The sequence below is a fragment of the Pseudomonas sp. 18-147 genome, assembly GCF_051048045.1.
GTDB classification, from domain to species: Bacteria; Pseudomonadota; Gammaproteobacteria; order Pseudomonadales; family Pseudomonadaceae; genus Pseudomonas; species Pseudomonas aeruginosa.
The window spans coordinates 3,319,310-3,344,989 of record NZ_CP182296.1; the positions used below are offsets into that span (position 1 = coordinate 3,319,310).

The following is a 25,680-nucleotide window of genomic DNA, read 5'->3' on the forward strand; positions in this document are numbered from 1 at the left end:
ACTCGATATTGCCCTTGCCACCCTTACCGATTATTCAGCGCATCACCAAACACGTGCCGCAGATTGGCCCAGTCTTCAGCAGTGACGCCTTCCGGTGGCGTGTCAGGCTTTTCAGCATGCAGCGCTGCCAGTGCCTCAGGAGACGTGCCGAACACATGCTCAAAAACCTCCCGATCTCGCGCAGTCATGCCGCTACCAGAAGCATCCTCACCGCTCTGCCGCTGAGCACTGGCCACGGCCACCTGAGACAGATCAGTCAGGCCCAGCAACGCCGGATCACCCGTCAGCGCAATGCTCTCCAGTGCCAGCACTTCCCCGGTTGCCCCATTGAAGCGGAACACGGGCGAGATAAAGCGTTTCTTGCCGCTGGCGATCTGGGCTTTCGCTTCAGCCGTCCAGCTCGCATCCGCGACATACAGCCCATCATCGCGCCACTCCAGCACCGTCGCGCGGCCAGCCTCGGGCGCGTCGGCCTTCTTCAAGCTCTCATGCTCGAAGTCGATCAGCAGCCCCTGGCTGTTCTGGTTGGCCAGCGCCGCGATCTGCCGACCACGCTCTGGCATCAGATACCAATGCCCACCTTCGCGCCCGTCATGTGCATGGAAGCGGCCTACCGGGATGATGCGGAAGGCCTTCGGCAGTTGGCTGGAGATACGCAGCACGGCCAGGCTCATCACTCACCACCTAGCAGGCGACGCGGCTCACGCACGCCCAACTGTCGCAGCTTGGCATCAATCTGGTTAATGCCGCTGTCCAGCTCACCGATCTGCCGATCCAGCTCCTGGATCAACGCACGGCGTTCAGCCATAGGCGCCCCGACCACGTCCGGGTTCGGTTCCGGGTACTTCGCATCGAAGTACTGCTCTAACTTCGCCTTGACCAGGTCACCGAAGAAGAAGCACGCCGCCCCGATGTGGCTAGCGTTCATCATGGCGATTCCATCGCCAAAAATCGGCAGTGGGAAGGCTTTGAAGATCGACTGCCCTTTGGGCATTTCACCCGAGTACAACACGGTCTCAACATCGCGCAGGCAGAGGTAAGGCACCGTCAGGTTGTTGGCCTCGGCAAACGTCTTGTCGCGATTCGGTGCGGCGATCATCTGAAACAGATCATCCAGCACCCCGCGCGCCAGGTATTGCTCGGCCCAGGCGTCGATATAGTCGAACAGGAACAGCTTGGCGTCCGCCTTGCTCAGCGCCTGGAGATACAGCGCCTCGCGCTGTGCGTGCAAACTGTCCTTTAGTGCCTGGAGCTTGCTGCGTTGCGAGCGCAAGTCAGCAGTAGCCGTACGGAGTGATTTGGCAGCCTCTTCCGCTGCATTGAAGTTAATGCCGAACATGATGTGCCTATCCTCTTGTGGCTGGCCTACTAGACCTGAGCGCCTTTCAGAATCTTGTAGATGTAGTTGACCGACAGCCCGAACTCAGCGGCCAACTCAGAATGGTTGGAGCCATCGAACGCTTCGACGATGGCCTGTCGCCGTTTAGCGCTCCGATAGTTGATGTCCTTGGGAACCGTGATGTACTGGCCACCCCAGCTCTCGGCCAGATCGTCGGCCACGTTGTCGGCGGCGGCCTGGGCCTGGGAATCATCGAGACCGTAGCGCTTCATAATCCGCATCGTCAGATCCGCCACATCGGCCAGAAATTCGTTGCGACGCACCTCCGCCCGCTTACTTTTAGCCATCTCATCACCCACCAATGCATGAATACCGGCATCAATATTTGCCGGATCAAAACAACCGAGTATTTTGGACGCGGTAAAAATATGGCCAGCGGGTGAAAAAGGTCGAACGCCAGAGCGCGCGCTACAGCGCGAGCAACGCATAATCGGCATCAGTTTTCCTGGCGCAGCAACTGGCAGTAGTCGTCGAAGCTGATAGCCGTATCGGAGAGTCCATACCGCTGGTGACCCAACTCCGCATGCTTGTCGCTCAGTTCATCAAGGCGTCGCTCCAGATCGGCGCGGGCGCTCGCGATTGAACCGACAGGTTAGAGGTGCTGCGGCGGGCTTGTTGGAACTAGTCAATAGATTCTCCTATCAGCCGTACTTGCGGCTGCGCAATGAGGGGTCGTTGGTGATCAGCAGTCCGATCAACTGCCGAGGGATATTGGTGTCGGCGTAGAACACCGGAGAGAAGTAGCGGTATTCATCGTTGACCACGGCAGAGACACCACGCTTGGCAAGCACCAGGTCGAGGACATAGAGGCCGTCCGCGCGCCAAACCAGTTGCTTGAACCAGCCGGCTGCCGGCGTATCACCCTCATTATCGATCCCCAAGCTGACCTTGAACGGTAGCGGCTGTGCGGTTGCCTGATCCGCCAACGCCTTGCCGCTGGCATCGTTCAGGTAGAAGTCCTGCTTTCGACCACCTCGACCGCCAACGCTGACGAAGTTGCCCGAGGGTAAGAGCCGGATCGGTTCTTTGAGTTTGGCGGGGATGGGGATGTAGAACTCTGCGGCCTGCTGAATGGCAAAGGACATGGCTAGAAGCCTCTTTCTGGATAGGTGGGGGTGGAAATGGAGAACTGCGCAGGAAGGCCCGTAGAGACTCCTGAGCGATAAATCCATGCCGTCGTATACCGATGCATGGGAAACGCGGCTGAGGGCGCTGCCAGGGCGTTTATAAACCGCTCCCGAGCGGTGCGAGAGGGACAACCGCGGCGAAATGGGCAATTCATGCCGATGCCCTCAGCGGAAGGTTGCGATATCGATCCAGAGCGCGCTGGATTTCATCGACAGGCAACTGATATTTCTCGGCCAGCGCCTGAACGTTGCTGCCGTCGAACTCCCGTAGAAGCTCAACATGCAAGTGCGCGGTTTTCAGTGAATAGTCCCAAGGGAGCACCAACTGGATTCCGCCAAACTCATCTGCAATGAAGTCGGCCACCTCATTGCCGATCTTTTCGGCCTCTGGTTGAGAAAAATTGTGCTTGCGCACCATCAGATTAGCAATACTCTCAACGCAGGTCCGCATAAACTCAGTACGCTCCGGAGTTATATTCGCACGCCTCTTGAACCTTTTGATGATGTCGTAAACGGTATTAACACGAACCCTGAATTTTCGAGATAGTTTGACAAAATTGGTGCCATCGAACTCCTTAAGCAGAACCTGGGCAATCATGGCGCGTCGATAAATGTAATCCATGGGGATGGTGAAATTCTCTCCTGCATACATGAAAGCAAGCTCTTCCACGTAGTGCCGAGCGATATCTTCGGCTTTGGCCTTGTCCAAGCCATGGCGCTCGAACAGCAGCAGAGCGACGCCCCGTTCGATCTCCAGCAGTAATTCTGTTCGTTCTATTTGCAGGATTGGATTAAGAACTGTCACGCCACGCGTTCCCTTTGTTTGATTACCGAAAAGTAATGGAGAGGCACGAAGAAAAACTTTCGGGAATTCAACAATTGGGCAGGCAAAGCGATTTAGGAGAGGATACGATGGCGCGAGCGGGTCGACTATAACAAAAAGCGCCCCGAAGGGCGCTTGAGATGGTGATGAGACTATTATTTACGGCGCGATCTTTTAGGCGGGGCTGACAAAGCTTTGTATTGCCGCCTGACCTTTTCGACCTGAGTAGTCAGCGCATAGAGCATGCAGTCCAATACAGACAACTCCATTTCAAACTCTTGGCGTGCCTGCGAAGTCCTAGCGACTTCATCAGGAAATGAAATGATCGTCATGTTACGCATGGGCTTTGAAGCTCCGTCAGCGCCAGAGTTCTTAATCACGCTCATTTTTCACCCCCTTGCAGCCAGTACTTCCGATAAAGGTCGTAGCGGGCGGCATTCAGGCCGGGGCAGTTGTGGGCTTCCAGATACGATGAGATTCGCGCCTCGATCATGGCCGTCAGATCATCCACTTCGTCCGGGCCGCAGTAGCGCACCATCGTTTTCACCAAGTCACGGCAATACGCCTTGTCCTTGGCCAGGCGCTGTTGCAGCACATCGACAACAGAGGGCACCAAATACGATGTAGCCGTGGGCGGCGGCTCTGGTGCGTCGGCCAACTCGATCTCTTCCGGGATGATCTCCTGCACACCAGGCAAGGGCGGTTGCTGGTCGAGCCTCATGCCCCCAGCTTCGATCCAGCGCATCAGCTCAATTGCGCATTGACGGTCGCGCCGCTGGCAAAAAAACATGACGGCTACTTCGTCAAAAAGACGGCAAGGACTGCCTGCATAGCCGCCTACGATAGCCTTGATTACATGACCTTCTAACGCTTCATGTTTCCGGTGACGGTAGTAAGCCTGCCTTATGGTTGACTCGGATTTGTAGCGGAGTACTTGGGCAAGATCCCGCGCTGCAACCCACAGCCGGCCCTGGGCACGGATGATGTCCAGGCAGGTGCCGAGAATGGTCACGGAACGGATAACGGTGGCAGTCATTTTCCACCTCCAGTGCGCAGGCCGCGAGCCAGACCCAGGATCAGTTCCAGAGAGCGAGCGCAGTTCATGTGGTGGTTGTACCGACTCATACGGCTGGAGAGACTTGAGTCGGCGCGAAGGGCGGCAAGCGCCATTGCTCGGTGAGCGGCGATCCGATCCGCAATCGCGGACGGAGCGGGGGCGTGTGATTTCGCCATGGGTACGGCTCCTGTATCTGGATGGAACCGCCAGCACCGTGACCAAACGATGGGTGGCGGACTGCACGCAGGTTGGTCAACCGGGGATACAGGAACCCGGCGCACCCGAAGGTGCCCCGCGCACAGCCGCCATAAAGCAGCATGCGAACACAAAAAAAGCGCCTGCATGCTATGGGGCGCTGTTGCGCCTGTATTCTCTCAGGTGACCAAACCTGGCTGCCGAATTTGCGGCAGCGATGTGAAGGTAGCACCGGCCTCCACAAACTGCAAGGTTGTTGCCATGAGTCATATGTGCCGTTGACGGCACATATGACCAAAAAGCATTTTTCAGTCACATTTCTCGTCGACGAGACATTTGCCATGAGCAACTCACCGCGACCGTCCCGGTGGAAAAGTTCTGAGGCAAATGTTGCGTCGTCGCATCATTTGCCAGGAGTCCTTGTCGGGTAGGCTAAAACGGCCAGCGCTGGCCATTTTGGCTGCCTCTGGTCTGCTGTGGAAAACGGACAACGTTGTCCGTTTTGACCTTTGGCAAAAGCGCCAACGTTGGCGCGTTCCTGGCGCTTTCGGAGATGAAAGCTCCAAACCGTTTGGAGTTCGCGAGGTGCTGACGTTGGCGAAAACTCCGAACGGTTCGGAATTTTCAGCCCCTTGGAATCCGCATAGGTACTGAGTTTCCGCTTACCACTGACTCCGAACGGTTCGGAGTTTTTCCCAACGTCGGCACTCAGTGAAGAGCCAAACGGTTTGGTTTTTCCGCACGGTGCGGAGTAGCCCGTCCCCCTTGCCAGAAGATCAAGGCTCTCCGGCTCGCCCTGGCTCCGCACCGTGCGGAAATATCCTGGAGCAAATGATGCGACGTCGCATCATTTGCAAAGAGCGACTCACCGGGACAGTCCCAGCTTGAAACTGCTGACGTCAGCACCCACTCCCTCAAACTACGCCAGTAATTCCGGGCTTTGTAGCCAGAGAACCGCTGACCGTCAGCACTTTTTTCCGTGGACTACCGCGACCGTCGCGGTAAAAAGGAAGTGAAGACGGTCTTCGGTTTTTTCAGCGTCACGACGCTGAAAAAGTCGTAACCGTCAGGAGTTTTTGAGGGCACTCGGATGACTTGGTTGCGTTGGAGGGCCCGGAGTTACTGGGTCATGGCCGCATAACCGGCATTTGTTTTTTCCTAACCGTTACGACTTTTCGCCTCGACTGGTCTGAAGACCGTCTTCAGTCCGACATCGACTTGAGCGCTAGTCCCACATCGCGGAAAACTGGTAACGGTTACCAGTTCTTCCTATCGACCAGCCCAGTAGACATGCGGTAACGGGCCTTCATCGGTGGTAACGGTTACCAAAATCGCCTGCGACGTATGGCGGTTTCCGGTCACGGTGACCAGTTTCCCATTCCGGACGGTCCGGAGAAAACCTACAGTGCGTTTCAAGTCGAGATGGCCGTCAACCCGCGCAAACATGGGCCTTCCCTGGGATGAGGCGTGAGACATGCTTCACTTTCGCGCTCCAGACAGTCCGGAGTTTTCTGGTCACGGTGACCAGTTAGCCAGTCTGCACCGTGCCGGGGGGATTCCGGCACGGTGACGACTTCTATTTTCACGAACGGTTCGCAGTTTTCAGAAACGGCTTCTAGTTTGAATCTCTGCAAACCCGCATGGTTGCTGGGCTTTCGTGATGGAGAAGTTGAAACGGTTTCTAGTTTTTCGCGAACGGTTCGCAGTTTCTCACCGTCCCAATCACTTCGCATAGGTGCGGTTTTTCCGACACGGTGACGGAATCCATTTCTCACGGACTGTTCGCGTTTTTCTGGTGACCGTCACCAGTTCATGATTTCACACACCCAGTAAAAACAAGGGTTCCCGAGAATGGAAACCGGTGACCGTCACCAGTTTTTCACGAACGGTCTGCAGTTTCCCACTACCCCAGCCACTTGCCATTTCTCAATTTAGCCGACCGGTTCGGCTTACCATGCTCGCCTCTGTGCGTGAAACAATCTCTATCGATCTATTGGCAGAAGATAGATGCCGAACGGTTCGGCGTTTCGACGCCTGGAAAACGGCAGGCGCTTGCCGTTTTGGATGAAGGTCCAGCCAGGCTACTCGCCACTATTCCAAAACGTCGGCTGATTTAGACGTGCTCCTGAAGCGACTGCCGAGGCCCTTCCAAACATGGCTGGGCGTTTGGAATAAACGAAAAGACACGCTGCGCAACCCGTTGCGTAATGCTGGCATCCAACAAAAAGGAAGCCAGAATGCCTAGGCCGTTTGTGATCGACAAAGCCCCCTCCAATATTCGAGAAATGCTCATAGGCCGTGCCTCCGACTGTCCCGGTCTCTCGCTCGACGACCATGTGAGTTGGCTCGCTGAGCAAGGTGTTAAGACTTCCCGATCAGCGGTTCACCGTTTTCTGAAGGCGAAACGGCGACCCGCAGGTCTGAGTCCTGCTCAGATCAGTGATCAGCAGCAGGACGAGCGATCAATTCGCCTTGGGTGCCTGATGGTGGCTGCGAACTACGCACTGCCAGGCGATAAGATTAGCTTGCTGAAGACAGCCGAAGAGCTGCTCGATTGGGTGGGAGAGGATCCAGCGGAATGATCAATTTCCGCTGTTTCATCTATGGAAAATCCTTTTCATTTCCTATCCCAATAAATCCTAGCTGCACCCAATAAATCCCAAAATTATCGCGCCCGGTGGGCAACCTTTTTCTCACTCCCTCTCACCGTTCAGCAGGTGGATCGCGCCCGGCCCCGAGGTGGCGAGGCACACCCCGACCTCTCCGGTGAACTTGGCGTGGGCGCCGGCCATGAAGGCCGCCATCTCCTCGTGGCGCACGCGGATATAGTCGAATGCCTCGGCGCGCCGGCCCATGGCGCCCATGATCCCGTTGATGCCATCGCCGGGGTAGCCGAAGACGCGCTTCACCCCCCACTGGCTCAAGCGTTCGAGCAATTGATCGGCAACCGTGCTGGACATTCTCGCCTCCTGGTCGTGTCTGGGGTCGTACCAGTGAGGACTGGCGCCGCGGGCGAGGGTTCAAGGCAATCGAGCGGCGGTGCCGACGGCGAAATCGACTGAACTGTCGGCATCGTCGACCGGCCCAAGGAACAGGGCCCGCATGGGCGCAATCGCCAGGAGGTGCCGCCATGACCCGCGCCATCAACGATCCCGGAAACGAAGACCCCGGCTCCCTGCTGGAAACCGACGCCGACGCCCTGCTCGGCGGTGCCGCCGTCCAGGCGCCGGAAGAGCGCTGCCGGCTCGCGTCCCAGGACTGCATCCGCGCGTGCGAGCGCTACCTGGCGCTCTGCACCGAGTCCAGCAGGGAACAACGCCAGCACGCCGGCGACTGCGCCGACCTCTGCCGCCTCGCCGCTCTGCTGCTGGAGCGCCGCAGCCCATGGGCGCCGGCCGCCTGCGAGCTGGCGGCGCGCTATGCCCTGGCATGCGCGGAGCGTTGCGATGGCGACGAGCCGCTGGAGCGCGAATGTGCGGGTGCCTGCCGGCGCTTCGTCGAGGCCTGTCGGCCGTTGTTGCCGGCCTGAGGCCCTCTGGCATTGCATGGAGCTGCCGGGCGTGGCGAGGGTGACCTGTGGCGTAGAATGGGAAACCGACGGCCATGTCGACGGTAGTCGCTCAACCCAGTACCAGTACCACCCTACGGGTGCGCGCTGATTTCTTCTCCATCTTGGAAACGCGCACCACCCCAACTTCTTCGGTATTCGCCACATGGGTTCCACCGCAAGGCTGCAGGTCGGTGTCTTTAATACTCACCAACCGAACCTGCCCGGCGCCCATCGGAGGTTGGACACTCATGGTGCGCACCAGATCTGGCCTAGCCCGCAGTGCATCGTCGCTCATGGTGTCGATCGAAACCGGATGTGCTGCCTCGACCATTGCCGCCAAGGCGCTATCAATGGCCTCGCGGGACAGCGGTTCACTCGTCACGAAGTCCAGGCGCGCATGCTCATCAGTGATGCTGCACCCATTGACCGGATAGGGCAGGACAGCACAGAGCATGTGCGCTGCGGTATGCAGTCGCATGTGCCGGTAACGACGCACCCAATCGATCTGCGCAAGAACCACCTCGCCAGGCTTCATTGCTCGGAGAACGGTTGCCTGGCCTTCAGCTGGGATATGCAGGATGGCATCCCTGCCAGCACCTGCTTCTGTCCCCTTGCGTGTATCGGCGATCCGGAGCCGCGTGCCATCAGCCAGCGTCAGCCAACCACTGTCTCCAGCCTGGCCACCCCCCTGGGGATAGAAAACGGTCTGGTCGAGCAGCAGGCCATCTTCAACGAGATCGGTGATTCTCGCCAAACACTCTTCCCGGTAGGAGTCCTGGAGAAAAAGGGAGGCGGTCTGCGTCATGATGCCTCCATTGGTTGAATTTGGGTCTGCGTGGCTGCCGGCTGTAGTTGCTGAACTATGTGGGGGCCTCGGATGACCTGTAGTTCAGAACGCAGGGTTACGACTGAACCGACAGGGATGTCGTCCTTGATGACACAATGCGGACCGACAAACACATCGTCGCCGATAGCGATGTCACCCAGTACACGCGTGAAGGCCCCGATTTGGACGCGGCTCCCTATGGTGGGGTGACGCTTACCGGCGGGATTAGCCGATATGCCAGTTGCCCCCAATACCACACCTCCGAGGATGTAACAGTCATCACCGATTACCGCTGTCTCGCCAATGACCGTGCCATGCCCATGGTCCAGGATGAATCGACTGCCAATCTTGCATCTTGGGTGGATTTCCGCGCCCGACAGGAGCTTTCCACGAGAGGAGACCAGGAGCGCGGTAGCCTCCAACGCTCTCTCAGGATCGCCTTCAGATGTGCTTCGCAGACACAGCATGTGGGAAAGCCGGTAGTGCAGCACTGCCTTGAACGAGCTGTAGCCAAACGCAATGTCGGATGTCCGTCCCTGTGCGGCTGGATCCTTGCTGGCGAATGCCTGCAGGTCTTCCTCGCACCAACGTCTGGCTTCTTCGAACATCGAATGAGCGACTATCCGCTCCACCAGTTGGGGTGAGCAGCACTCCATCAATGCCGCGCGCATCAGATTACCTACCAGTTTGTCCATCGCATGCGACCTCATTTCGACCATGCAAGCGTTATCGCCGTGCTCTGCTCTACAACTTCATCGAAAAGCGTCCATGTATGACTCGACGCCATCGTAGATCATCGTCAGTACACGAGCGCCTGACGGCATGGCAGATGCCATGTTCAGCACCGCGACCAGGTTGGCTGCGGAGGACAACCCCATGCTCACAGAGTCGTTTTGCAGGACTTCCCGGATCATCGACAAGCAGGCAGATTTCGACACCCCGACCATGCCAGTAACAATGCCGAGGTTGCAGACTTCCGGCACGATACCAATGGAAAGTCCCTGAATCTCATGCGGTGCGTGCCTATCGTCGAGCAAGTCGCACTGCTCTGGCTGCACGCCATAGATGGCCATATCCGGCCAGTGGTTCCTCAGCACCTCTCCAACACCCGTGATATGTCCACCAGTTCCAATGCCAGCGAAGAAGAAGTCCGGAGGTGGCTGGCCTGCAAAGTCCCTCAGGATTTCCAGGGCTGTAGCTTCGCGATGGGCTTGCGGGTTGGCTGGATTGCGCTGCTGGTTGAGCATGACGAACTCCGGATGTTCCAGCAGTATCTGGATTGCCAGCTCGCCATGCGAGTTGTTCCCTTTTCTGCTATCCGACAGCACGACGTGAGCGCCATACAGCTCGAGCAATTGTCTCTTGTCAGGGCTGTAGTTGTCGGGAACCACCAGGGTCACGCGGTACCCCAGGATGTTCCCCGCCATTGCCAGTCCAATCCCCGTATTTCCCCCGCTCGGCTCGAGAATGGTCTGCCCTTTCCCGCGCACCAGGATTCCTTTGCGTTCGGCATCCAGAATCATCCAGAGCGCGATACGCGCCTTATGACTTCCTCCTGGATTGAAGGATTCCAGCTTGGTGAATACGCTCACCCCCAGGCGAGCAGACAATTTGCTCAGCCGTATCACCGGCGTCCCGCCAATTAAATCGAGTAGCGAATCGTAGATCATGCTTTCCCTGCCTATGGTTCAGTACATCGGCATGTGCTGCTCTATCTCTTTCGCCCATCGCTTCATGCCGCCATCGAGCACTTGGACGTTGGAGAACCCTGCCCCCATGAGCTGTATGGCCGCGCGTTCGGCACGAGTGCCGGCGTAGCACACGAGGATGTAGCGCTTACTGAAGTCGAGATTGGCGAAATGGCTGGCGAGTTCGTTCAAGGGAACGTGGACGATCCCCGGCAACTGGCACACTTCGAGCTCGCCCGCGTCGCGTACATCCAGAAGGGCATAGTTTTCGCTGTTGGATTTCATCAACTGCAACAGGCAGCCGGGATCGATATAGCGATCGTCGTCGAGTCGTTGCGACGGTGCCGCGCTTGCCTGGCAGAGCAATCCCTCCCTCCAGTGGCGGGGATTCTCTGCAGCGGTTTTGCCGCAGGCCGGACAATCGTCGCGCCGATTGAACTTCACTTCATTGAAGTGCATGAGCAGCGCGTCGAATCGAAGAAGTCTGCCTGATAGGGACTTGCCCAGGCCGACGAGGGCCTTCACCGCCTCGGTTGCCTGCAGCAGGCCAATCACTCCAGGCAGCACACCAATAACTCCCCCTGCGTTACAGCTTGGAGCCATCTCAGGCGGGGGATTGTTCGGGAAGAGACATTGGTAGCAGGGGCCTCCCTCCAGATTGAAGACGCTGACCTGACCTTCGAACCGATAGATCGCGCCAAAGACGAGTGGTTTTCCGAGCTTGGCGCAAACCGCGTTGACCAAGTAACGTGTGGCGAAGTTGTCGGTGCCATCCAATACCAGGTCATAGCTCTGAATCAGTGACTGCGCATTGTCCGCGTCGATGGCGTAACGGTGGGTTACGACTTCAATGTAGGGGTTCAGGTCCTGCATCCGGCGCTGGGCGGACTCAACCTTCGGCATACCGAGCGTGCTATAGCCATGGACGACCTGGCGCTGGAGATTGCTCGACTCCACCACGTCAAAGTCAACCAGCCCGATGGTGCCCACTCCTGCTGCGGCCAGATAAAGGCAAGCGGGCGAACCCAGGCCGCCCGTTCCGATTATCAGCACCCTGGCCTGCTTCAGGCGCTGCTGGCCTTCCCTGCCAACGCCTGGCAACGTGATGTGGCGAACGTAGCGTTGAACTTCTTCGTCGCTCAACGCTTCAACGCCAGAACCGCCAGATGTCGCGAGCATGACTTCGACTTCATCTCCATCGGAAAGCTCGCCATCCAGATTGACTAGCGAACCTTTGTGGGTCAGCAGGAAGTGTTCTTTCAATTGACCGTTTTCGTAATACAGGTGCCCGAGTAATGAAGAATGCTTCCTGGCAAGGCCTGCCAGCAGCTCGCCAACCGTCAAGCCCGCTCCCTCCAGGCGCCCGCCTTCCAGTTGGGCGGCCCGTACCAGTACTTCCGGAAAAATTACCGTCTTCACTTTTCAGCTCCTTGCCAGATGTCTACTCGTCCTGGCTCGATGGCCCGAACTCTCGTGTGCATTCAAAGCGTCCGTTGCGCCAGGCAAACAGTTTTGCGCCGCGAACGTTGCCGGCGGCCACATCAACAACCAGGTAGTCGACCGGCAGCATTGGCTCCCCGGCATACAATGCCTTGTCGATATCCTCCCGGCTGAAGTAGGCACCGACGTCCGGGTGGGAGTGGTAGATGACGGATACCGGGCTGCACGTCTTGAAGCTGCTGTTGAGGAATACGGTATCCGTCACGGAAAACGTGTACCCGTTGGCGGCCGTGCGTGGGTACCTCCGGGGGTCAGCCATGTGCAGTTCATCCTGGATGTTCGTACCCTCTTTCACTTTTGCATCGGCGAGAACGAATCCGCAGCATTCCCTTGGATAGGTCCTGCAGGCGTGTCTGTAGATCACGCTCAATGCATGCTCGGTCAACACGTTCGTATTCATGTCACCTCCTGCCGAGCAGCTTCTCGATGGGAAGCTTGGTGATGGCAAATCCAGCCAATAGGAGCACGGTGAAGCCAATCAACTCGCGAGAGATGGCAACCCCTTCGTACCAGGCGCCGATGATCACGGCGAACACCGGGAAAATGATGAAGACGAACGACAGCACAACGGGACTCAAACGCTTGAGCAGGAAGAAGTACACGATGAATCCCCCGACTGATGCCACCAGACCGAGATAGATCAGGGCAGCCCAAGATCGGCTTGTGACGGCAGACAGGTTCGGGTGTTCCATCACGAGTCCGGCCATGAACAGCCCCAAGCCGGCGATGCCAATGGGCAGCGTATTGAAGGTGATCACGCCGATGTCAGCACCTTGCCTTTTGGTGATGACGTAGCTGAGTGCGTGCATGATCGCCGCGAGCAGGATGGCAAGTACGCCTAACAACTCCGTGTAGTCCAGATGCAGCCCTTGAGACCTGATGATCATGAACAGGCTGCCGAAGCCAATCGCAATACCAAGGATCTGCGACAGGTAGATGCGCTCGCGCAGGAAGATCGCGGAGAAGATCAGGATGAACACGGGCATGCTGCTGAACAGCAGCGCGGTAAGACCTGAAGCGACGTATTGCTCGCCATAGTTCAGCAGGTAGTAGGGCACGCTGAAGTAGCCGAGCGTCACGAAGACGAAGAAGGCCAGGAGTCGCCGCGGGAAAAAGATCGTCTCGTGGCGCAGCCGCGCAAAGAGCAGGAAAAGCGGAAATGCGATCAGAAAGCGCAATCCGGCGGCAGTTAGCGGCGGCACGCTCTCCACGGCGATCTTGATGCCGAGCCAGGTAGTCCCCCAGCTGATACACACCACTAGAAATAGAACAGCGGTCACCAGGCTGGCCACACGTACCTGCCGCCTGTTGATAGTCAGAGCTTGAATTGACATAAGTTGCACGTCTTTCCCCCATGTTATTCTTTGATTGACGCCCTTTATTGCTTATCAAACCTCTTTATTTGAGGTTAATTCGGAGAAAATATGCCGGTCAAAGCAAATATTGACACCGATTCAATTTTCAGATTCTTCCTACCAGAAGGGCCCGGCCTGAAGTACAAACGGCTGGCCCAGGGCATCGAAGAATCTATTCGCAATGGGGTTCTCCGGCAGGGAGTCAAGCTGCCGCCACATCGCATCCTCGCGGACAAGCTCGGTGTGACCGCGGGCACGGTGAGCCGGGCCTATGGTGAGCTGGAGCGCATGGGGCTGGTTGAGGCTCGGGTCGGCGACGGTACGTTCGTCCGCAACCGCGGTCGAGAACGTGCTCGGGAGGCGGGCTTTCGCAATTTCGTAGACAGCACCGAGATGTGCAACGACATGAGCCGGAATATGCATATTCCGGGCAATGAGACCGAACTGCTTTCCCGCAGCCTTCAGCAATTGAGTGCGGCCCCTGAGCTCCTGCAGGAGTTAATGCTCTACACACCCGACACAGGACTGCTCCGACACCGGCAAGCGGGAGCAACATGGCTGTCTCACGGTGAGTTTCAAGCGGAGCACCAGCAGATTCTGTGCGTCAATGGCAGCCAACACGGTCTGCTCGTCGTGCTTATGGCCATGCTGCGCGCCGGCGACACCCTGGTAACGGAGCAGCTCTCCTATCCTGGGCTGATCAGTGCCGCGCAACTGTTGGGCATCAAGGTGCTCGGCTTGGAAATGGATGAAGAGGGGCTACTGCCCGACGCCCTCGAAGAGGCCTGCCGCACGAACAGGATCACCGCCCTGTACTGCACACCCACCATCCAGAACCCGACCACTGCAGTGATGTCAGGCGCCAGGCGGAAGGAAATCGCGAAGATCTGCCGCGAGCACGGCTTGATCGTCATCGAGGACGAAACCCATGCTGTATTGATGGCCGAACGCCCCACCCCTCTCTGCCATCTGCTGCCTGAGCGGGGCATCCTCATCGGTGGCATGAGCAAGGCGGTCGCTGCAGGATTGCGGGTTGGATACGTTCATGCTCCTGCATCCATGGTAAGTCGCATGGCAGCAGCGCTTCGCAATTCGTGCTGGATGGCGACACCACTGGTTCTCGAGATTGCGAGCCGATGGGTCGAGGACGGTACTGCAAGCGCACTGCTCGAATACCAGAGAGGGGAAATCGCGCGTCGCCAAGCGCTGGTTGTGGACCTGCTGCAGGGCCTGACCTATCGCAGCCATCTATGCTGTCCGCATTTCTGGGTAGAAGTGCCAGCCCCCTGGCGCGCCATCGAAATAGAGCAAGGCATGCGCGGACAGCAGCATCTTGTCACCACCGCAGAGGCCTTTAGTACGGGCCGCGGTACGCTTCCCCAGGCCATTCGAATCAGCGTCAGCAATTCCCCAGGAGGGGGGAATACGTTATCTGACGGCTTCGCAGTCCTGGCAGCGCTCCTACGCGAAGGCCCCCAAGAGATGCTGACGATGCGTGCTTGATACGGGAGGCAACGGTCCCACCCGAGGAGGACTCTTGGGCTCAACGGTAGCGATAAGCACCGGCGCCTGGCTAAGGCATACCTATGGTCCGAGATCTACCATGGATTTCACTCGCCTGGGACGGCGAAACAAGAAGTCGAGGCAGCCACGAAAAGCAGCTAGACCAACCAGCGTGAAACCCACCCAAGCTTTAATCCGTTCTATCCATCCTGCGCAGAGCCTAACCCCGCGACAACCACGCCATCACCGCTCGGTTCACCCACGGCGGAGACAACTGCCCAGCCCAGTACAGCGCCGTGAACAACCCGCCCACCGGCCGGTGTACCCGCCGGCTGTGCGCCTGCCGCCAGGCCGCTTCGGCGATATCCTCGGCGTCCAGTCTCAGCCCCAGGCGACGCAACACCGGCGGCTGGTAGGGCTGCCCGGCGACCATCGGCGTGCGGACGAACGGCGGCATCAGGTCGGCCACACGAATACCGTGGCGGCGCCATTCCAGCTCCAGCGCCTCGGTAAGCCCGCGCACGGCGAACTTCGAGGCCGAGTAGACGGCCATCTCCGGTACGCCATACAGCCCCGATGCCGAGCCCATGTTGAGCACCTGCGCCTGCGGCGTCGCGCGCAGGAACGGAAAGGCCGCGTGACAGCAGTTGAGGACGCCTTGCAGGTTGATCGCCAGCAACCGCGCGTGGTCCTCCAGGGCGACCTCTTCGAAGCGGCCGAAACGCAGGACGCCGGCGCAGTTGAACAGCAGGCGCAGGCGGCCATCGGCACAGAACTGCGCAAGCGCCTCGCCGACCGCGTCGGGCTCGCTGACGTCCACGGCGCGGTGCCAGGCGCCCGGCAGTTGCGCGGCCAAGCCGCGCAACGCCTCGGCATCGATGTCCAGCAAACCGACCCGCCAGCCCCGGCGGTGGAACAGACGCGCGCTGGCGGCGCCGATTCCGGAAGCGGCACCAGTGATCAGGATGTTCTGCACCTGTCGCCCTCCGCGCTGCATTCGACGACGAACGCGGCCGCCTCGTCCAACGCCCGGTCGGCGCTGGCCAACACGCCGGCATGAGCCTGGAACACGTGCCAGCAACCGGCGTAGCGCTGCAATCGCACCGCGACGCCCTGCTCACCGGCCCGTTGCGCCAGGCGCAGGCTGTCGTCGCGCAGCAGTTCGTCCTCGCCGACCTGTACCAGCAGCGGCGGCAGCCCCGCCAGGTCGGCATGCAGCGGCGACAAGGCGGCCGAGCCTGGCTCCGCGTCGGCCGGCAGCAGCAGGCGCACCGCGCTTTCCAGCCAGGCCCGCGACAGCAGCGGGTCGCCGGCCGCCGGCGTGTGCAGGCGCTGGCAGCCGAGGTCGGTCCAGGGCGAGAACAGCAGCAACCCGGCCGGCAACGGCAAGCCGCGCGCCTTCAGCTCCAGGGCCAGGGACAGCGCCAGGTGGCCGCCCGCGGAGTCGCCGGCGAGCAGCAGCCGGCGCGGCGAATGGCCGGCCTCCAGCAATGCCAGGTAGACCGCCAGGGCGTCGTCGCGGGCGGCGGGGAACGGATGTTCCGGGGCGCGCCGGTAGTCCACCGCGCAGACCTCGGCGGCGCAGCGCCGGGCCAGGTGCGTGGTGATCGCCCGGTGGGTCGCCGGCGAGCCGATCAGGTAGGCGCCGCCGTGCAGGTAGAGCACCCGGCGCCGCGCCTCCACCCCGCGCGGCCGCAACCACTCGCAGGGCACGCCGGCGAGGCTGCGGCGCTCGCGGACGACGCCGCCGGCGCCCAGCGTCGCCAGGCTCAGCCCGCGCAACACGCCGCGTTGCAGCGCCACTGGCATGGGCGGACGGACCAGCCCGCGGAACAACAGGCGCAGGCAGCCGCGCAGGAGACCGGCGCGCAGGCGTTGCGGCGGCGACATCAGGGGCGCTTCAGCGGGCCAGGTCATAGTCGGCAAGCTCCGGCCGGCGCGTACGCCAGCGATAGACGAAGGTGTAGCCCGGCCAGTTGTTGGTGTTCTTGCCGGCGGCAGTCTTGTACCAGCTGTCGCAGCCACGCTCCCAGACGGTATGGCGCAACCCCTGTTGCACCTCCAGGTTGAAGCGCCGCTGGACCTCGGGCTTCACGTCGAGGTAGCGCAAGCCCTGCTCCTGGAGCTGGCGCAGGCAGCCGAGCACGTAGGGGAACTGGCTTTCCAGCATGTAGACGATGGAGTTGTGGCCGAGGTTGGTGTTCGGCCCGTAAAGGATGAACAGGTTGGGGAAGCCGCTGACGCTGATGCCCTTGTAGGCTTCCGCGCCATCCGCCCAGGCCTGCCGCAGGTCGCGTCCGTCGAGGCCGAGGATGCGCATCGGGGCGAGGAACTCGGTGGCGGCGAAGCCGGTACCGAAGATGATCGCGTCGACCTCGTGCCGGCGGCCGTCACGGCCGACCACGGCGTCTTCGGTGACTTCGCGAATGCCCGTGTCGACCAGTTCGACATTGCTCCTGGCCAGCGCCGGGTAATAGTCGTTGCTGATCAGGATGCGCTTGCAACCCAGCGGGTAGTCGGGAACCAGCCGCGCGCGCAGTTGCGGATCGGCGATCTGCCGGTGCAGGTGACGATGGAAGCTCAGCCGCATCACCTTCATCAGCGCCGGGAAGGTCGCGAAGGCGAGCATCCGCGATTCGTGGTGCAGGTACTTGAGCCCCCGATCCAGGCGTTGCAGCCACGGCCAGCGCGCCTTCAGGCGGCGTTCCCAGTCGGCGTAGGTGCGGTCCGGCTTGGCGATCACGTAAGGCGCGCTGCGCTGGAACAGCGACAGGCGTTGCACCTGCGGGGCGATCCGCGGGACGAACTGGATGGCGCTGGCTCCGGTGCCGATCACCGCGACCCGCTTGCCGGCCAGCTCGACCTCGGCGTCCCAGTTCGCCGAGTGGAACGCCGGACCCTGGAAGCGCTCCAGGCCGGGCAGGCGCGGCAGCAGCGGCCGGCTCAACTGGCCGGTGGCGCAGACCAGGGCCCGTGCGCGCAGCGTCTGGCCATCGGCGCAGCGCACCTGCCATTCGCCGCTGCCGGCGTCGAAACGGGCCTCCTCCACCTCGCAGTGGAAACGGATCTTCTCGCGCAGACGGTACTTGTCCGCGCAATGCCGCAGGTAGTCGAGGATTTCCGCCTGCGGGGCGAACTTGCGCGACCAGTCGGCCTTCGGCTCGAAGGAAAACGAATAGAGATGCGAGGGGACGTCGCAGGCGGCGCCCGGGTAGCGGTTTTCCCGCCAGCAACCGCCGACATCGGCGGCCTTTTCCAGGACCAGATAATCGTCGATGCCTGCCTGTCGCAGGCGGATCGCCAGGCCGAGACCGGCGAAGCCGGCGCCGACCACCAGCACCCGCAAGGGGGCTTCAGGGCGGGACTCGTTGTGCATTGTTGTGCTCCCGTTTGTTGCTTGCCACGCCGTCCGGCGCGATTCCGCCCAGCGGCGGATGGCAGCATCCTAGTTCGCCGGGGCGACTGGCGTTATGGCCGGGCCGGACATAAAGTTGTGATTTTCGGTCAACCTCGGACGCCACCATGCCCACTCCGCCCTGGTCTCCCCGCCGCAGCGCCATCAGCGCGCACCTGCTGATCCAGTTCGGCATCGACCGCGGCCTCGGCCTGGAGCAGTGCCTGGCAGGTAGCGGCCTGGATATCCGCCTGCTCGGCGATCCCTCCGGGGAAATCGACGCGGCCCAGGAACTGAGCGTAGTGCGCAACCTGGTCCGGCACCTGGGCGACGCCTGCGCACCGGGCCTGGCGGCAGGCCTGCGCTATCACCTCAACGCCTACGGCATCTGGGGCTTCGCCCTGCTCAGCAGCCCGACCTTCCTCAGCGCCGCGCAACTGGGCCTGCGCTACCTCGACCTGACCTTCGCCTTCCATGGCATCCGCCTGGAGGTACACGACGATGAAGCGCACCTGGTGCTCGACGACGCCGGCATTCCCGAGGACCTGCGGATTTTCCTCCTCGAACGCGACGCCGGTGGCGTGCTGCGCATCCAGCGCGACCTCACCGGGCAGCGCCTGCCGATCCTCCGCGCCGGCTTCCGCCGCCCACCGCCCGCCGATCCCGCGCCCTACGTGCGCGAGCTGGGCCTGTGCCCGGCGTTCGGCCAGGCGGACAACCGGGTGGTCTTCGAACGGCGCTTCCTCGACCTCCCGCTGCCCGGCGCCAATCCAGAGGTGGCGCGCGCCTGCGAGGAGCAGTGCCGCGCCCTGCTCGCCCGCCGCCAGGTGCGCGGCGGTCTGGCCGGACGCATCCGCGACCGCTTGCTGAGGACGCCCGGCCACTTGCCGGACATGCAGACCCTGGCCATGGAACTGCACCTCACCGTGCGTACCCTGCGTCGCCGCCTGGACGACGAGGGCAGCAGCTACCGCCTGTTGCTCGACGAGGTGCGCCAGGCCCTCGCCGAAGAGCTGCTGGCCACCGGCGCGATTCGCCTGGAGGAGATCGCCGAGCGCCTCGGCTACGGCGAGGTGTCCAACTTCAGCCATGCCTTCAGGCGCTGGAAAGGCATGACGCCGCGCCAGTATCGCCAGCGGCGACGACTCGACGCGATGTCCTGAGCCGCTCCGGGCTTATTCCACGAAGGCAGGACGCCAGCGCTCGATGTTCGTTTCGCCGCCGCCTGCCAGCGGCTAGATTGGCCGTTCACGCGCGGCATCCGGCGGCGCGGCAGCGGAGGCATCTCCGCTGGCAACGGGAGAACGACACATGGGTTGCCAGCAACACGCATGGCCGGCGCACGCGCCGGAGCAGGTCGAGGCCGAGGTCAACTATATCCGCGACAACGGCCAACGGCCGGTCGCCTACACCTATCCGGCCCCCGCCGGGACGCCGCAGCGCAGCGCGCTGTTGCAGCCGACCCGGGTGGCGATCCGCAATGCGCGTCTGCTGGCGCAACCGGCCAGCCTGGAGCGCGAGGGTTTCCAACTGGTGCGCGAGGCGAGCGCGGTGGGCGATTTCGAGGATGAAGCCCAGGTTCGTGAACGCTACTACCCGGAAAGCATCGCCCTGCTCCGCCGCCTGACCGGCGCCGCCGAGGCGGTGATCTTCGACCACACGCTGCGCGTCGACCAGGCCGGGCGCGAAGAACGCGGCCTGCGCGAACCGGTGCGCTACGTGCACAACGACCAGACCCTGCGCTCGGCGCCGCGCCGGGTCCGCGACCACCTGCCGGCGGAACGCGCCGAACGGCGCTTGGCCGGACGCTTCCAGATCGTCAACCTGTGGCGTCCGTTCGGCCACCCGGCGCAGCGCGCGCCGCTGGCGTTGCTGGACGCCCGCAGCCTGGCGTTCGACGACCTGGTGGCCAGTGACCTGGTGTACCGCGACAAGGTGGGCGAAACCTACTCGGTCAAGCCCAACCCGGAGCACCGCTGGTACTACTACCCGCACCTGCTGCCGGAGGAAGCGCTGCTGCTGAAGATCTACGATTCGCGGGAGGACGCGCAGACCCGCCTCGGCGCGCACACCGCCTTCGACGATCCCTGCACCCCGGCCGATGCGCCGCCGCGGCAGAGTATCGAACTGCGTTGCCTGCTGTTCTTCGACGAATGAGTCAGGCGGGGCGCAGGCTGATCCAGTAGTCGCTGTAGCGCAGCACGCGGATCGGCAGGCTGCGTCCGAGCATGTCCAGGGACGTGTGCATGTCGTCCAGCGGGAACAGACCGCTGACGCGGTTGCCGGCGATCTCCGCGTCGAGCTGGAGGATGCCTGGCAGATAGGGCCGGAAGGCCTCCGCGACCCAGGCCAGGGAGCGGTCGTGGACCTCCAGCCAGCCGCTGGCCCAGGCATCCTCTCCGGCCTGCATCGGGCCCTGTTCGAGCAGGCCGCCGGCATCGAACAGCAGACTACGTCGTGCCGCCACCGCCAGCTGGCGTCCCTCACCGGTGGTCAGCCGCGCGCTGCCGCGCAGGGTCACCAGGCGGATCGCCCCGCGCTCCTCGGCCAGCAGCAGGCTGCCGCTGGCGCAGTCCACCCGTCCGGCGGCGCAGTCGAGGGCGAAGGCGCCGCGCGGGTCCTCCTTCACTTCCAGGCGCATCGCGCCGCGCCGCAGCTCCAGGCGCCGCTGGGCGCCGTCGAGCAGCGGTCGCGCCTTGCTCCGCGCGTTCAGGCGCAGGCGGCTGCCGTCGGCCAGCAACCAGTCGCGGCGCTCGCCGGTGCCGGTCGCCAGTTCGCCGGGCAGACCCATGCCGGCCTGGACCCAGCGCTCCAGGCCGGCGCCGCCGGCGAGCAGGACGAACAGCCCGAGGGCGCCGCCGACGAAGCGCCGGCGGCTCGACGGCTGCTCCAGGGCGCGCAGCACGGTAGCGCTCGGCTGGCCGCGCCAGGGCGAGTCCTGTAGCGGCGCGAGGCTGCCAAGCAGTTGCCGGAACACCTCGGCATGCTCGCTCGACAGCGCCTTCCAGCGTTCCAGGGCATCGCCCTCGGCGGCGCTGAAGTCGCCGGATTGCAGGCGCACCATCCATTCGATGGCCTCCTCGACGATGCGTTGCCGTTCCGGCTTCTCGCTCATTCCTGGAATCCCCGGTAGCAGCAGTGCAAGGCATCCTTCATCAACTGGTGGATGCGCCCCAGGGACAATCCGAGGCGTTCGCCGATCTGCACGTAGGTCAGGCCTTCCAGCTGGCTCATCAGGAACACTGCCCTGGCCTGCCCGGACAGGCCGTCGAGCAGGCGGTCGATGGCTTGCAGGCTCTCGATCAGCATCCACTGCTCGTGAGGCGACGGCTGCACCGCCTCCGGCGCCTCGGCGAGGATCTGCAGGTAGGCGCGCTCCAGGTCCTTGCGCCGCCAGCTCTCGTACATCAGGCGTTGCGCGATGGTCGCGAGGAACGCCCGCGGCGAGCGGATCGACGCCGGGTCGGGGAGCATCCAGACCTGCAGGAAGGCCTCGGCGGCGAGGTCTTCGGCGCTGTGGCTACAGCCGGTCTGGTAGGACAGCTTCTTGCACAGCCAGTCGTAGTTCTGCTGGAACAACTGGGCGATCAGGGTGTTCTTGATGGAGCCTTGGCTATCCATGGTAAGCGTTCGCTGCTGGCAGGCCACGCCACGGATAGCGGTAGTGAGCCTGGAGGTTGAGGAACGGCGCCCGGGGCTGTTCCCGTGGCGCGCGGTAGGGAATCAATCGAGGCGCTCCCGGCAGTCCGCCGTGCCCGCCGGCCGCTGCGCGGACAGCCAGCCGCAGGCGGCGGCGCCGAGGATCAGCGCGGCGCCCCACCAGGGGAGCGCGCGCACCGCCACCTGGTCCACCAGGATCGCGCCGATGAAGGCGCCCAGGGCCACGCCGAGCTGGATCGCGCTGGTGTTGAGGCTGATCTGGATCGCCGCGGTGTCCGGGCTAAGTTCCACCAGGTATTTCTGGATCGCCGGCCCCGGCGCCATGTTGAACACGCACCAGAACACCACCGCGCCCAGCAGCAGCGGCAGGCCGTCGGTGGCGAACGGCAGCAGGACCAGGGCCAGTGCGTGCAGGAGCAGGAAGGCGACGAAGGTGGCCGGCCCCGGCCAGCGGTCGGCGGCGCGTCCGCCGAGCAGCGCGCCGAGGATGCCGCCGCCCCCGTAGACCAGCAGGACCAGGCTGATGGTCGGTTTGTCGAGGGCCATGCTGCCGACCAGGAACGGCACGATGTAGGTGTAGACGGTGAACTGGCCGGTCATCTGCAACAGCGATGCCAGGTGGGCGAACGGCACCCGGCCCCGGGCCAGCGCCCGCAGTTGCTCCGCCGGGGCGATGCCGGGCGCGCCGGGGATGGCCGGCAGCAGGCGCAGGAGCAGCGGCAGGCCGAGCAACGCGACCCCGGCGAGCAGCAGGAACAGGCTACGCCAGCCCCAGAACTCGCCGATCAGGGTGCCCAGCGGTACGCCCAGCACCAGCGAGGCGACGATGCCGGCGAACACCAGACCGATCGCCCGGCCGCGCCGTTCCGGCGCGACAATGGCCACCGCCAGGGTGATCGCCACCACCACGATGACCGAGGCGCTGGCCGCCACCAGCAGCCGGCTCGCCAGCAACAGGGCGAAGCTCGGCGCGGCGGCGCTGGCCAGGTTGGCGCCGATGAACGCCAGCAGCGCGCCGGCCAGCAGGCGGCGGCGCTCGATACCGGCGCTGAGGTAGACCAGCAGCGGGCCGAGCAGCGCATAGACCAGCGCGTACAGGCTCATCAGCAACCCGGCCCGGCCCTGGCTGACGGCGAAACTGGCGGCCAGTTCGTCGAGCACCCCGGCCACCACCAGTTCCACCGTGCCGACCACGAAGGCCAGTCCGGCCAGCAGCCAGACGCCGACCTCCGCCCTGCTCCGTTCAGTCTCGCCCATGGCTGCGTGCCTCCCCGTCGATGGCGTAGCGATAGCGCCCGAGCATGACCAGCAGCCCTGCCGCCACGCCGAACGCGCCGAGCAGGACCAGCGTCGAGCCCGCGTAGGAGCCCGCGCGGTCGTAGAAGTAACCCAGCAGCCAGGACCCCAGGCTGATGGCGATGGCGAAGGTGAAGGGCTGGATCGAGCCATAGATCACGCTGAAATGGCGCAGGCCGAAGTAGCGGCTGACGAAGTACTGGGTGGTGCCGGTCTCGCCGCCGGCGCCCAGGCCGATCAGGAACACCGCGCCCCAGAGCAGCGCCGGCGGTCCGCCAAGGAGCAGGAGCAGCAGCCCGAGCGCCGCCAGCAGGGCGAACGGCAAGGCGATGCGCGGGGTGTCGTAGCGGTCCAGCAGGTAGCCCAGCGCCGGTTGCGAAACGATCATGCCGACCCACAGCGCCGCCAGCACGTCGGTGGCGACTTCCCGCGACAGGCCGCGCTCCTGCAACAGCGGCACGCCATGCACCATCACGCCAGTGACGGCGAACACGCCGAGGATCAGGTTGCCGACGATCAGCCAGAAGTCCGCCGAGCGCCAGGCCTGGCCTGGCGTCGCTCCGGGCAGCGCGTCGGCTGGCGTGCGCCGCGCCTGCGGCAGGTCGCCGGGTCGCTCGCGGAACAACGCATAGAGCAGCGGCAGCGCCAGGAGGCCTTCGAGCAGGCCATAGACGAGGAAGGTGGCGCGCCAGCCGAAGGCGTCGATGCAGGCGCTGCCCAGGTACAGCGCCAGCGGCCCGCCGACGCCGAAGCCGAGTCCGAGGATGCCGTAGGCCGCGCCGCGACGACGCTCGAACCAGCCGCCGAGAATCCGCGCATAGGGAATGTTGCCCGGCGTCAGCAGGCCGAGCAGCGCGAACAGCAGGTATAGCTGCCAGCCGCTGCGCGCCAGCGCCAGGCTGGCCAGGCACAGGGCCAGCGCGGCGGTCAGCGGCAGGACCAGGGCGCGCGCGCCCCAGCGATCCACCAGCCAGCCCTTCAGCGGGCTGCTCAGGGCTACCGCCAGGCCCAGCAGGGTCACCGGCAGCGCCGACTGGCCGCGGTCCCAGTCCAGGTCGGCGGCGATCGGCTCGATGAACAGCGAGAAGCTGCTGATCACCAGCCCGGTGGGGCCGAAGATCACCCCCACTACCGAGGCCAGCAGCACCCCACAACTGGCCACGCCGAACTCGCCGACGCCAGGCGCCGGCGCGACGTCCTCCATGGCCTCGCGGGCGACGCCGCTCATGCGTCGCGCCTCAGGCGCTCGATCAGTTGGCGGCGCAAGCGGATGTCCTCGGCGTTCTCGGTGGTGGCCTCGAGCTGGACGATCTCGATGCCGGCGCGATGAAAGGCCAGGATCTGTTCCGCCACCTCGCCGACGCTGCCCACCAGCACCCCGGCGAAGCTGCGCTGCACGGTATTCGCCACCCATTCGCGCAAGGCCTCCGGCTCCAGCCGGGCGAGCCGGTCGCGCTCGCCGTCGCGGGCGACCTGCGGCGATGCCGCCAGTTCGTCGAGGGGCCGTGCCAGAAGCAGTTCGAAAGCGGCCTGGCGGTAGTGCTCGGCGATGTCCAGGGCCGCCGCCGGACTGTCGCCGAGGATCACCTGGAAGTGCTTCCAGAACTTCAGCCGCCGTCCCTGCTCCGCCGCCTCCTCGTTCAGCCTGCGCTTGAGCTCCGCGGTCTGCGTGGGGCTGGCGAAGTGGCCGGCGTAGACGTCGGCGAAGCGCACCGCCAGGCGTTGTGCCTGCGCCGAGGAGCCGCCAACGGATAGCGGCGGGCGCGGCCGCTGGATCGGCAGGAAGCCGCTGCCGGCGTCCTCCAGCCGGTAGAACTCGCCGTGGTAGTCGAAGGGTTCGCGGCTTTCCAGGGCGCGGGTGAAGACCTCCAGGTACTCCACGGCGCGCCGGTAGCGTTCGTCCTTGTCGGCGAAGTCGCCGTCGCGGCGCACGTCGGCGTCGCTGGAGCCGATCACCAGGTGTACGCCGGCGCGCCCGTTGGACAGGCCGTCGAGAGTGGCCAGGGCGCGCGCGGCAACGGTCGGCTGGGCGCTCCCCGGTCGGTGCGCGACGGTGGCGCGCAGGCGCGGCGCCGCGGCCAAAGCCCAGCCGGCGACCAGCCAGGGGTCGGGCCAGGCAGCGGAAACGGTGAACAGCGCGCCGTCGAGGCCGTCCGCCTCTTCCAGGCGGGCCTTCTGCTGGATGTCGAAGGCGCTCACCGCGCGACTGCGGGTGTCCGGCAGGAAACGCGCGGCCTGGCGGGCGAAGGCACTGTCGCCGATGACCGCGGAGGCGCGCACGCCGCCGCGCAGTTCGATGCTCATGGT

General features: G+C 63.1%; 26 protein-coding genes and 1 pseudogene. 5 read left to right on the forward strand and 22 right to left on the reverse strand.

Annotation, left to right across the window (positions count from 1 at the left end):
- Window positions 1–23 precede the first annotated feature (23 nt).
- From ACM0M4_RS15805 to ACM0M4_RS15835, 7 genes are all read right to left on the reverse strand, one after another.
- Window positions 24–674: a phage protease gene (locus ACM0M4_RS15805; RefSeq protein ID WP_074227104.1), complete on the reverse strand. Its 651-nt coding sequence runs from the start codon at window positions 672–674 to the stop codon at window positions 24–26.
- Window positions 674–1,339, reverse strand: a complete 666-nt coding sequence (locus ACM0M4_RS15810; RefSeq protein WP_003150342.1) for a hypothetical protein — start codon at window positions 1,337–1,339, stop codon at window positions 674–676. The genes ACM0M4_RS15805 and ACM0M4_RS15810 overlap by 1 nt, the downstream gene beginning before the upstream one ends.
- Before the next feature lie 29 nt (window positions 1,340–1,368).
- Entirely contained in the window at window positions 1,369–1,836 is a 468-nt protein-coding gene (locus ACM0M4_RS15815) for a Mor transcription activator family protein (protein ID WP_174484972.1), read from the reverse strand.
- Window positions 1,837–2,040: 204 nt separating this feature from the next.
- Window positions 2,041–2,484, reverse strand: a complete 444-nt coding sequence (locus ACM0M4_RS15820) for a phage protease (RefSeq protein WP_003150338.1) — start codon at window positions 2,482–2,484, stop codon at window positions 2,041–2,043.
- 193 nt (window positions 2,485–2,677) lie between these two features.
- On the reverse strand, window positions 2,678–3,331 hold the full coding sequence (locus ACM0M4_RS15825) for a Mor transcription activator family protein (protein WP_003150335.1): 654 nt from the start codon (window positions 3,329–3,331) through the stop codon (window positions 2,678–2,680).
- 173 nt (window positions 3,332–3,504) lie between these two features.
- Window positions 3,505–3,735, reverse strand: a complete 231-nt coding sequence (locus tag ACM0M4_RS15830; RefSeq protein ID WP_128571766.1) for a hypothetical protein — start codon at window positions 3,733–3,735, stop codon at window positions 3,505–3,507.
- Window positions 3,732–4,385 (reverse strand): hypothetical protein, encoded by a 654-nt coding sequence (locus ACM0M4_RS15835; protein WP_003150333.1) that lies wholly within the window; start codon window positions 4,383–4,385, stop codon window positions 3,732–3,734. The genes ACM0M4_RS15830 and ACM0M4_RS15835 overlap by 4 nt, the downstream gene beginning before the upstream one ends.
- Before the next feature lie 2,453 nt (window positions 4,386–6,838).
- Between ACM0M4_RS15835 and ACM0M4_RS15840 the strand changes: the two genes are divergently transcribed.
- Window positions 6,839–7,183, forward strand: coding sequence for a hypothetical protein (locus ACM0M4_RS15840; RefSeq protein WP_003150332.1), 345 nt, complete (start codon window positions 6,839–6,841; stop codon window positions 7,181–7,183).
- A gap of 123 nt (window positions 7,184–7,306) precedes the next feature.
- Here ACM0M4_RS15840 and ACM0M4_RS15845 read toward each other — a convergent pair.
- Window positions 7,307–7,561: pseudogene (locus tag ACM0M4_RS15845) on the reverse strand (thiamine pyrophosphate-binding protein); the annotation flags it as partial.
- Between the two features lie 170 nt (window positions 7,562–7,731).
- Between ACM0M4_RS15845 and ACM0M4_RS15850 the strand changes: the two are divergent.
- Window positions 7,732–8,130 (forward strand): four-helix bundle copper-binding protein, encoded by a 399-nt coding sequence (locus tag ACM0M4_RS15850; RefSeq protein WP_003106156.1) that lies wholly within the window; start codon window positions 7,732–7,734, stop codon window positions 8,128–8,130.
- A gap of 91 nt (window positions 8,131–8,221) precedes the next feature.
- On the opposite strand, the gene ACM0M4_RS15855 is transcribed toward ACM0M4_RS15850, so the two are convergent.
- From ACM0M4_RS15855 to ACM0M4_RS15880, 6 genes are all read right to left on the reverse strand, one after another.
- Window positions 8,222–8,956: an alanyl-tRNA editing protein gene (locus ACM0M4_RS15855; protein WP_003450502.1), complete on the reverse strand. Its 735-nt coding sequence runs from the start codon at window positions 8,954–8,956 to the stop codon at window positions 8,222–8,224.
- Window positions 8,953–9,648, reverse strand: coding sequence for a serine O-acetyltransferase (locus tag ACM0M4_RS15860; protein WP_003120270.1), 696 nt, complete (start codon window positions 9,646–9,648; stop codon window positions 8,953–8,955). The genes ACM0M4_RS15855 and ACM0M4_RS15860 overlap by 4 nt, the downstream gene beginning before the upstream one ends.
- Window positions 9,649–9,729: 81 nt before the next feature.
- The gene (locus tag ACM0M4_RS15865) at window positions 9,730–10,647 is read right to left on the reverse strand and encodes a PLP-dependent cysteine synthase family protein (protein ID WP_003106153.1); all 918 of its coding nucleotides are present in this window, start codon (window positions 10,645–10,647) and stop codon (window positions 9,730–9,732) included.
- A gap of 18 nt (window positions 10,648–10,665) precedes the next feature.
- Window positions 10,666–12,084 carry a molybdopterin-synthase adenylyltransferase MoeB gene (moeB, locus tag ACM0M4_RS15870; RefSeq protein ID WP_023093515.1) on the reverse strand — a complete coding sequence of 473 codons (1,419 nt, stop codon included), beginning with the start codon at window positions 12,082–12,084 and terminating at the stop codon, window positions 10,666–10,668.
- A gap of 22 nt (window positions 12,085–12,106) precedes the next feature.
- The gene (locus ACM0M4_RS15875) at window positions 12,107–12,565 is read right to left on the reverse strand and encodes a Mov34/MPN/PAD-1 family protein (protein WP_003106151.1); all 459 of its coding nucleotides are present in this window, start codon (window positions 12,563–12,565) and stop codon (window positions 12,107–12,109) included.
- A 1-nt stretch (window position 12,566) separates the two neighbouring features.
- The gene (locus ACM0M4_RS15880; protein ID WP_003120268.1) at window positions 12,567–13,457 is read right to left on the reverse strand and encodes a DMT family transporter; all 891 of its coding nucleotides are present in this window, start codon (window positions 13,455–13,457) and stop codon (window positions 12,567–12,569) included.
- 132 nt (window positions 13,458–13,589) lie between these two features.
- Between ACM0M4_RS15880 and mdrR2 the strand changes: the two genes are divergently transcribed.
- Window positions 13,590–15,023 (forward strand): transcriptional regulator MdrR2, encoded by a 1,434-nt coding sequence (gene mdrR2, locus ACM0M4_RS15885; RefSeq protein WP_003106149.1) that lies wholly within the window; start codon window positions 13,590–13,592, stop codon window positions 15,021–15,023.
- A gap of 220 nt (window positions 15,024–15,243) precedes the next feature.
- On the opposite strand, the gene ACM0M4_RS15890 is transcribed toward mdrR2, so the two are convergent.
- Genes ACM0M4_RS15890 through ACM0M4_RS15900 form a run of 3 tightly spaced genes read right to left on the reverse strand, consistent with a single transcriptional unit; the run spans window position 15,244 to window position 18,399 of the window.
- On the reverse strand, window positions 15,244–15,999 hold the full coding sequence (locus tag ACM0M4_RS15890; RefSeq protein WP_073652833.1) for an SDR family oxidoreductase: 756 nt from the start codon (window positions 15,997–15,999) through the stop codon (window positions 15,244–15,246).
- Window positions 15,984–16,913: an alpha/beta hydrolase gene (locus ACM0M4_RS15895; protein WP_003142502.1), complete on the reverse strand. Its 930-nt coding sequence runs from the start codon at window positions 16,911–16,913 to the stop codon at window positions 15,984–15,986. Before ACM0M4_RS15895 ends, ACM0M4_RS15890 begins: the two co-directional genes overlap by 16 nt.
- Before the next feature lie 10 nt (window positions 16,914–16,923).
- Complete coding sequence (locus tag ACM0M4_RS15900) at window positions 16,924–18,399, reverse strand: flavin-containing monooxygenase (protein WP_003107859.1); 1,476 nt, start codon at window positions 18,397–18,399, stop codon at window positions 16,924–16,926.
- Window positions 18,400–18,545: 146 nt separating this feature from the next.
- On the opposite strand from ACM0M4_RS15900, the gene ACM0M4_RS15905 reads away from it, so the two are divergent.
- Together ACM0M4_RS15905 and ACM0M4_RS15910 are read left to right on the forward strand one after the other, a co-directional pair.
- Complete coding sequence (locus ACM0M4_RS15905; RefSeq protein ID WP_003114843.1) at window positions 18,546–19,580, forward strand: AraC family transcriptional regulator; 1,035 nt, start codon at window positions 18,546–18,548, stop codon at window positions 19,578–19,580.
- Between the two features lie 148 nt (window positions 19,581–19,728).
- Window positions 19,729–20,574 carry a CmcJ/NvfI family oxidoreductase gene (locus tag ACM0M4_RS15910; protein ID WP_023089856.1) on the forward strand — a complete coding sequence of 282 codons (846 nt, stop codon included), beginning with the start codon at window positions 19,729–19,731 and terminating at the stop codon, window positions 20,572–20,574.
- A gap of 1 nt (window position 20,575) precedes the next feature.
- Here the strand turns inward: ACM0M4_RS15910 and ACM0M4_RS15915 are convergent, their stop codons facing one another.
- The 5 genes from ACM0M4_RS15915 to ACM0M4_RS15935 form a co-directional block, all read right to left on the reverse strand.
- Window positions 20,576–21,532, reverse strand: coding sequence for a FecR family protein (locus ACM0M4_RS15915; RefSeq protein ID WP_003118512.1), 957 nt, complete (start codon window positions 21,530–21,532; stop codon window positions 20,576–20,578).
- Window positions 21,529–22,038, reverse strand: coding sequence for a sigma-70 family RNA polymerase sigma factor (locus tag ACM0M4_RS15920; RefSeq protein WP_003107976.1), 510 nt, complete (start codon window positions 22,036–22,038; stop codon window positions 21,529–21,531). Before ACM0M4_RS15920 ends, ACM0M4_RS15915 begins: the two co-directional genes overlap by 4 nt.
- Before the next feature lie 102 nt (window positions 22,039–22,140).
- Entirely contained in the window at window positions 22,141–23,334 is a 1,194-nt protein-coding gene (locus ACM0M4_RS15925) for an MFS transporter (protein WP_010794128.1), read from the reverse strand.
- Entirely contained in the window at window positions 23,321–24,601 is a 1,281-nt protein-coding gene (locus ACM0M4_RS15930) for an MFS transporter (protein WP_003118514.1), read from the reverse strand. Before ACM0M4_RS15930 ends, ACM0M4_RS15925 begins: the two co-directional genes overlap by 14 nt.
- Window positions 24,598–25,677 (reverse strand): LLM class flavin-dependent oxidoreductase, encoded by a 1,080-nt coding sequence (locus tag ACM0M4_RS15935; protein ID WP_003120261.1) that lies wholly within the window; start codon window positions 25,675–25,677, stop codon window positions 24,598–24,600. Before ACM0M4_RS15935 ends, ACM0M4_RS15930 begins: the two co-directional genes overlap by 4 nt.
- Between the last annotated feature and the right edge of the window lie 3 nt (window positions 25,678–25,680).

Bases quoted from the DNA above. Each gene is read 5' to 3' on its own strand.
- ACM0M4_RS15805 (WP_074227104.1), bottom strand. From the start codon at position 674: ATGAGCCTGGCCGTGCTGCGTATCTCCAGCCAACTGCCGAAGGCCTTC.
- ACM0M4_RS15810 (WP_003150342.1), bottom strand. From the start codon at position 1,339: ATGTTCGGCATTAACTTCAATGCAGCGGAAGAGGCTGCCAAATCACTC.
- ACM0M4_RS15815 (WP_174484972.1), bottom strand. From the start codon at position 1,836: ATGCCGATTATGCGTTGCTCGCGCTGTAGCGCGCGCTCTGGCGTTCGA.
- ACM0M4_RS15820 (WP_003150338.1), bottom strand. From the start codon at position 2,484: ATGTCCTTTGCCATTCAGCAGGCCGCAGAGTTCTACATCCCCATCCCC.
- ACM0M4_RS15830 (WP_128571766.1), bottom strand. From the start codon at position 3,735: ATGAGCGTGATTAAGAACTCTGGCGCTGACGGAGCTTCAAAGCCCATG.
- ACM0M4_RS15835 (WP_003150333.1), bottom strand. From the start codon at position 4,385: ATGACTGCCACCGTTATCCGTTCCGTGACCATTCTCGGCACCTGCCTG.
- ACM0M4_RS15840 (WP_003150332.1), top strand. From the start codon at position 6,839: ATGCCTAGGCCGTTTGTGATCGACAAAGCCCCCTCCAATATTCGAGAA.
- ACM0M4_RS15850 (WP_003106156.1), top strand. From the start codon at position 7,732: ATGACCCGCGCCATCAACGATCCCGGAAACGAAGACCCCGGCTCCCTG.
- ACM0M4_RS15855 (WP_003450502.1), bottom strand. From the start codon at position 8,956: ATGACGCAGACCGCCTCCCTTTTTCTCCAGGACTCCTACCGGGAAGAG.
- ACM0M4_RS15860 (WP_003120270.1), bottom strand. From the start codon at position 9,648: ATGCGCGCGGCATTGATGGAGTGCTGCTCACCCCAACTGGTGGAGCGG.
- ACM0M4_RS15865 (WP_003106153.1), bottom strand. From the start codon at position 10,647: ATGATCTACGATTCGCTACTCGATTTAATTGGCGGGACGCCGGTGATA.
- ACM0M4_RS15875 (WP_003106151.1), bottom strand. From the start codon at position 12,565: ATGAATACGAACGTGTTGACCGAGCATGCATTGAGCGTGATCTACAGA.
- mdrR2 (WP_003106149.1), top strand. From the start codon at position 13,590: ATGCCGGTCAAAGCAAATATTGACACCGATTCAATTTTCAGATTCTTC.
- ACM0M4_RS15895 (WP_003142502.1), bottom strand. From the start codon at position 16,913: ATGTCGCCGCCGCAACGCCTGCGCGCCGGTCTCCTGCGCGGCTGCCTG.
- ACM0M4_RS15900 (WP_003107859.1), bottom strand. From the start codon at position 18,399: ATGCACAACGAGTCCCGCCCTGAAGCCCCCTTGCGGGTGCTGGTGGTC.
- ACM0M4_RS15905 (WP_003114843.1), top strand. From the start codon at position 18,546: ATGCCCACTCCGCCCTGGTCTCCCCGCCGCAGCGCCATCAGCGCGCAC.
- ACM0M4_RS15910 (WP_023089856.1), top strand. From the start codon at position 19,729: ATGGGTTGCCAGCAACACGCATGGCCGGCGCACGCGCCGGAGCAGGTC.
- ACM0M4_RS15915 (WP_003118512.1), bottom strand. From the start codon at position 21,532: ATGAGCGAGAAGCCGGAACGGCAACGCATCGTCGAGGAGGCCATCGAA.
- ACM0M4_RS15920 (WP_003107976.1), bottom strand. From the start codon at position 22,038: ATGGATAGCCAAGGCTCCATCAAGAACACCCTGATCGCCCAGTTGTTC.
- ACM0M4_RS15925 (WP_010794128.1), bottom strand. From the start codon at position 23,334: ATGGGCGAGACTGAACGGAGCAGGGCGGAGGTCGGCGTCTGGCTGCTG.
- ACM0M4_RS15930 (WP_003118514.1), bottom strand. From the start codon at position 24,601: ATGAGCGGCGTCGCCCGCGAGGCCATGGAGGACGTCGCGCCGGCGCCT.
- ACM0M4_RS15935 (WP_003120261.1), bottom strand. From the start codon at position 25,677: ATGAGCATCGAACTGCGCGGCGGCGTGCGCGCCTCCGCGGTCATCGGC.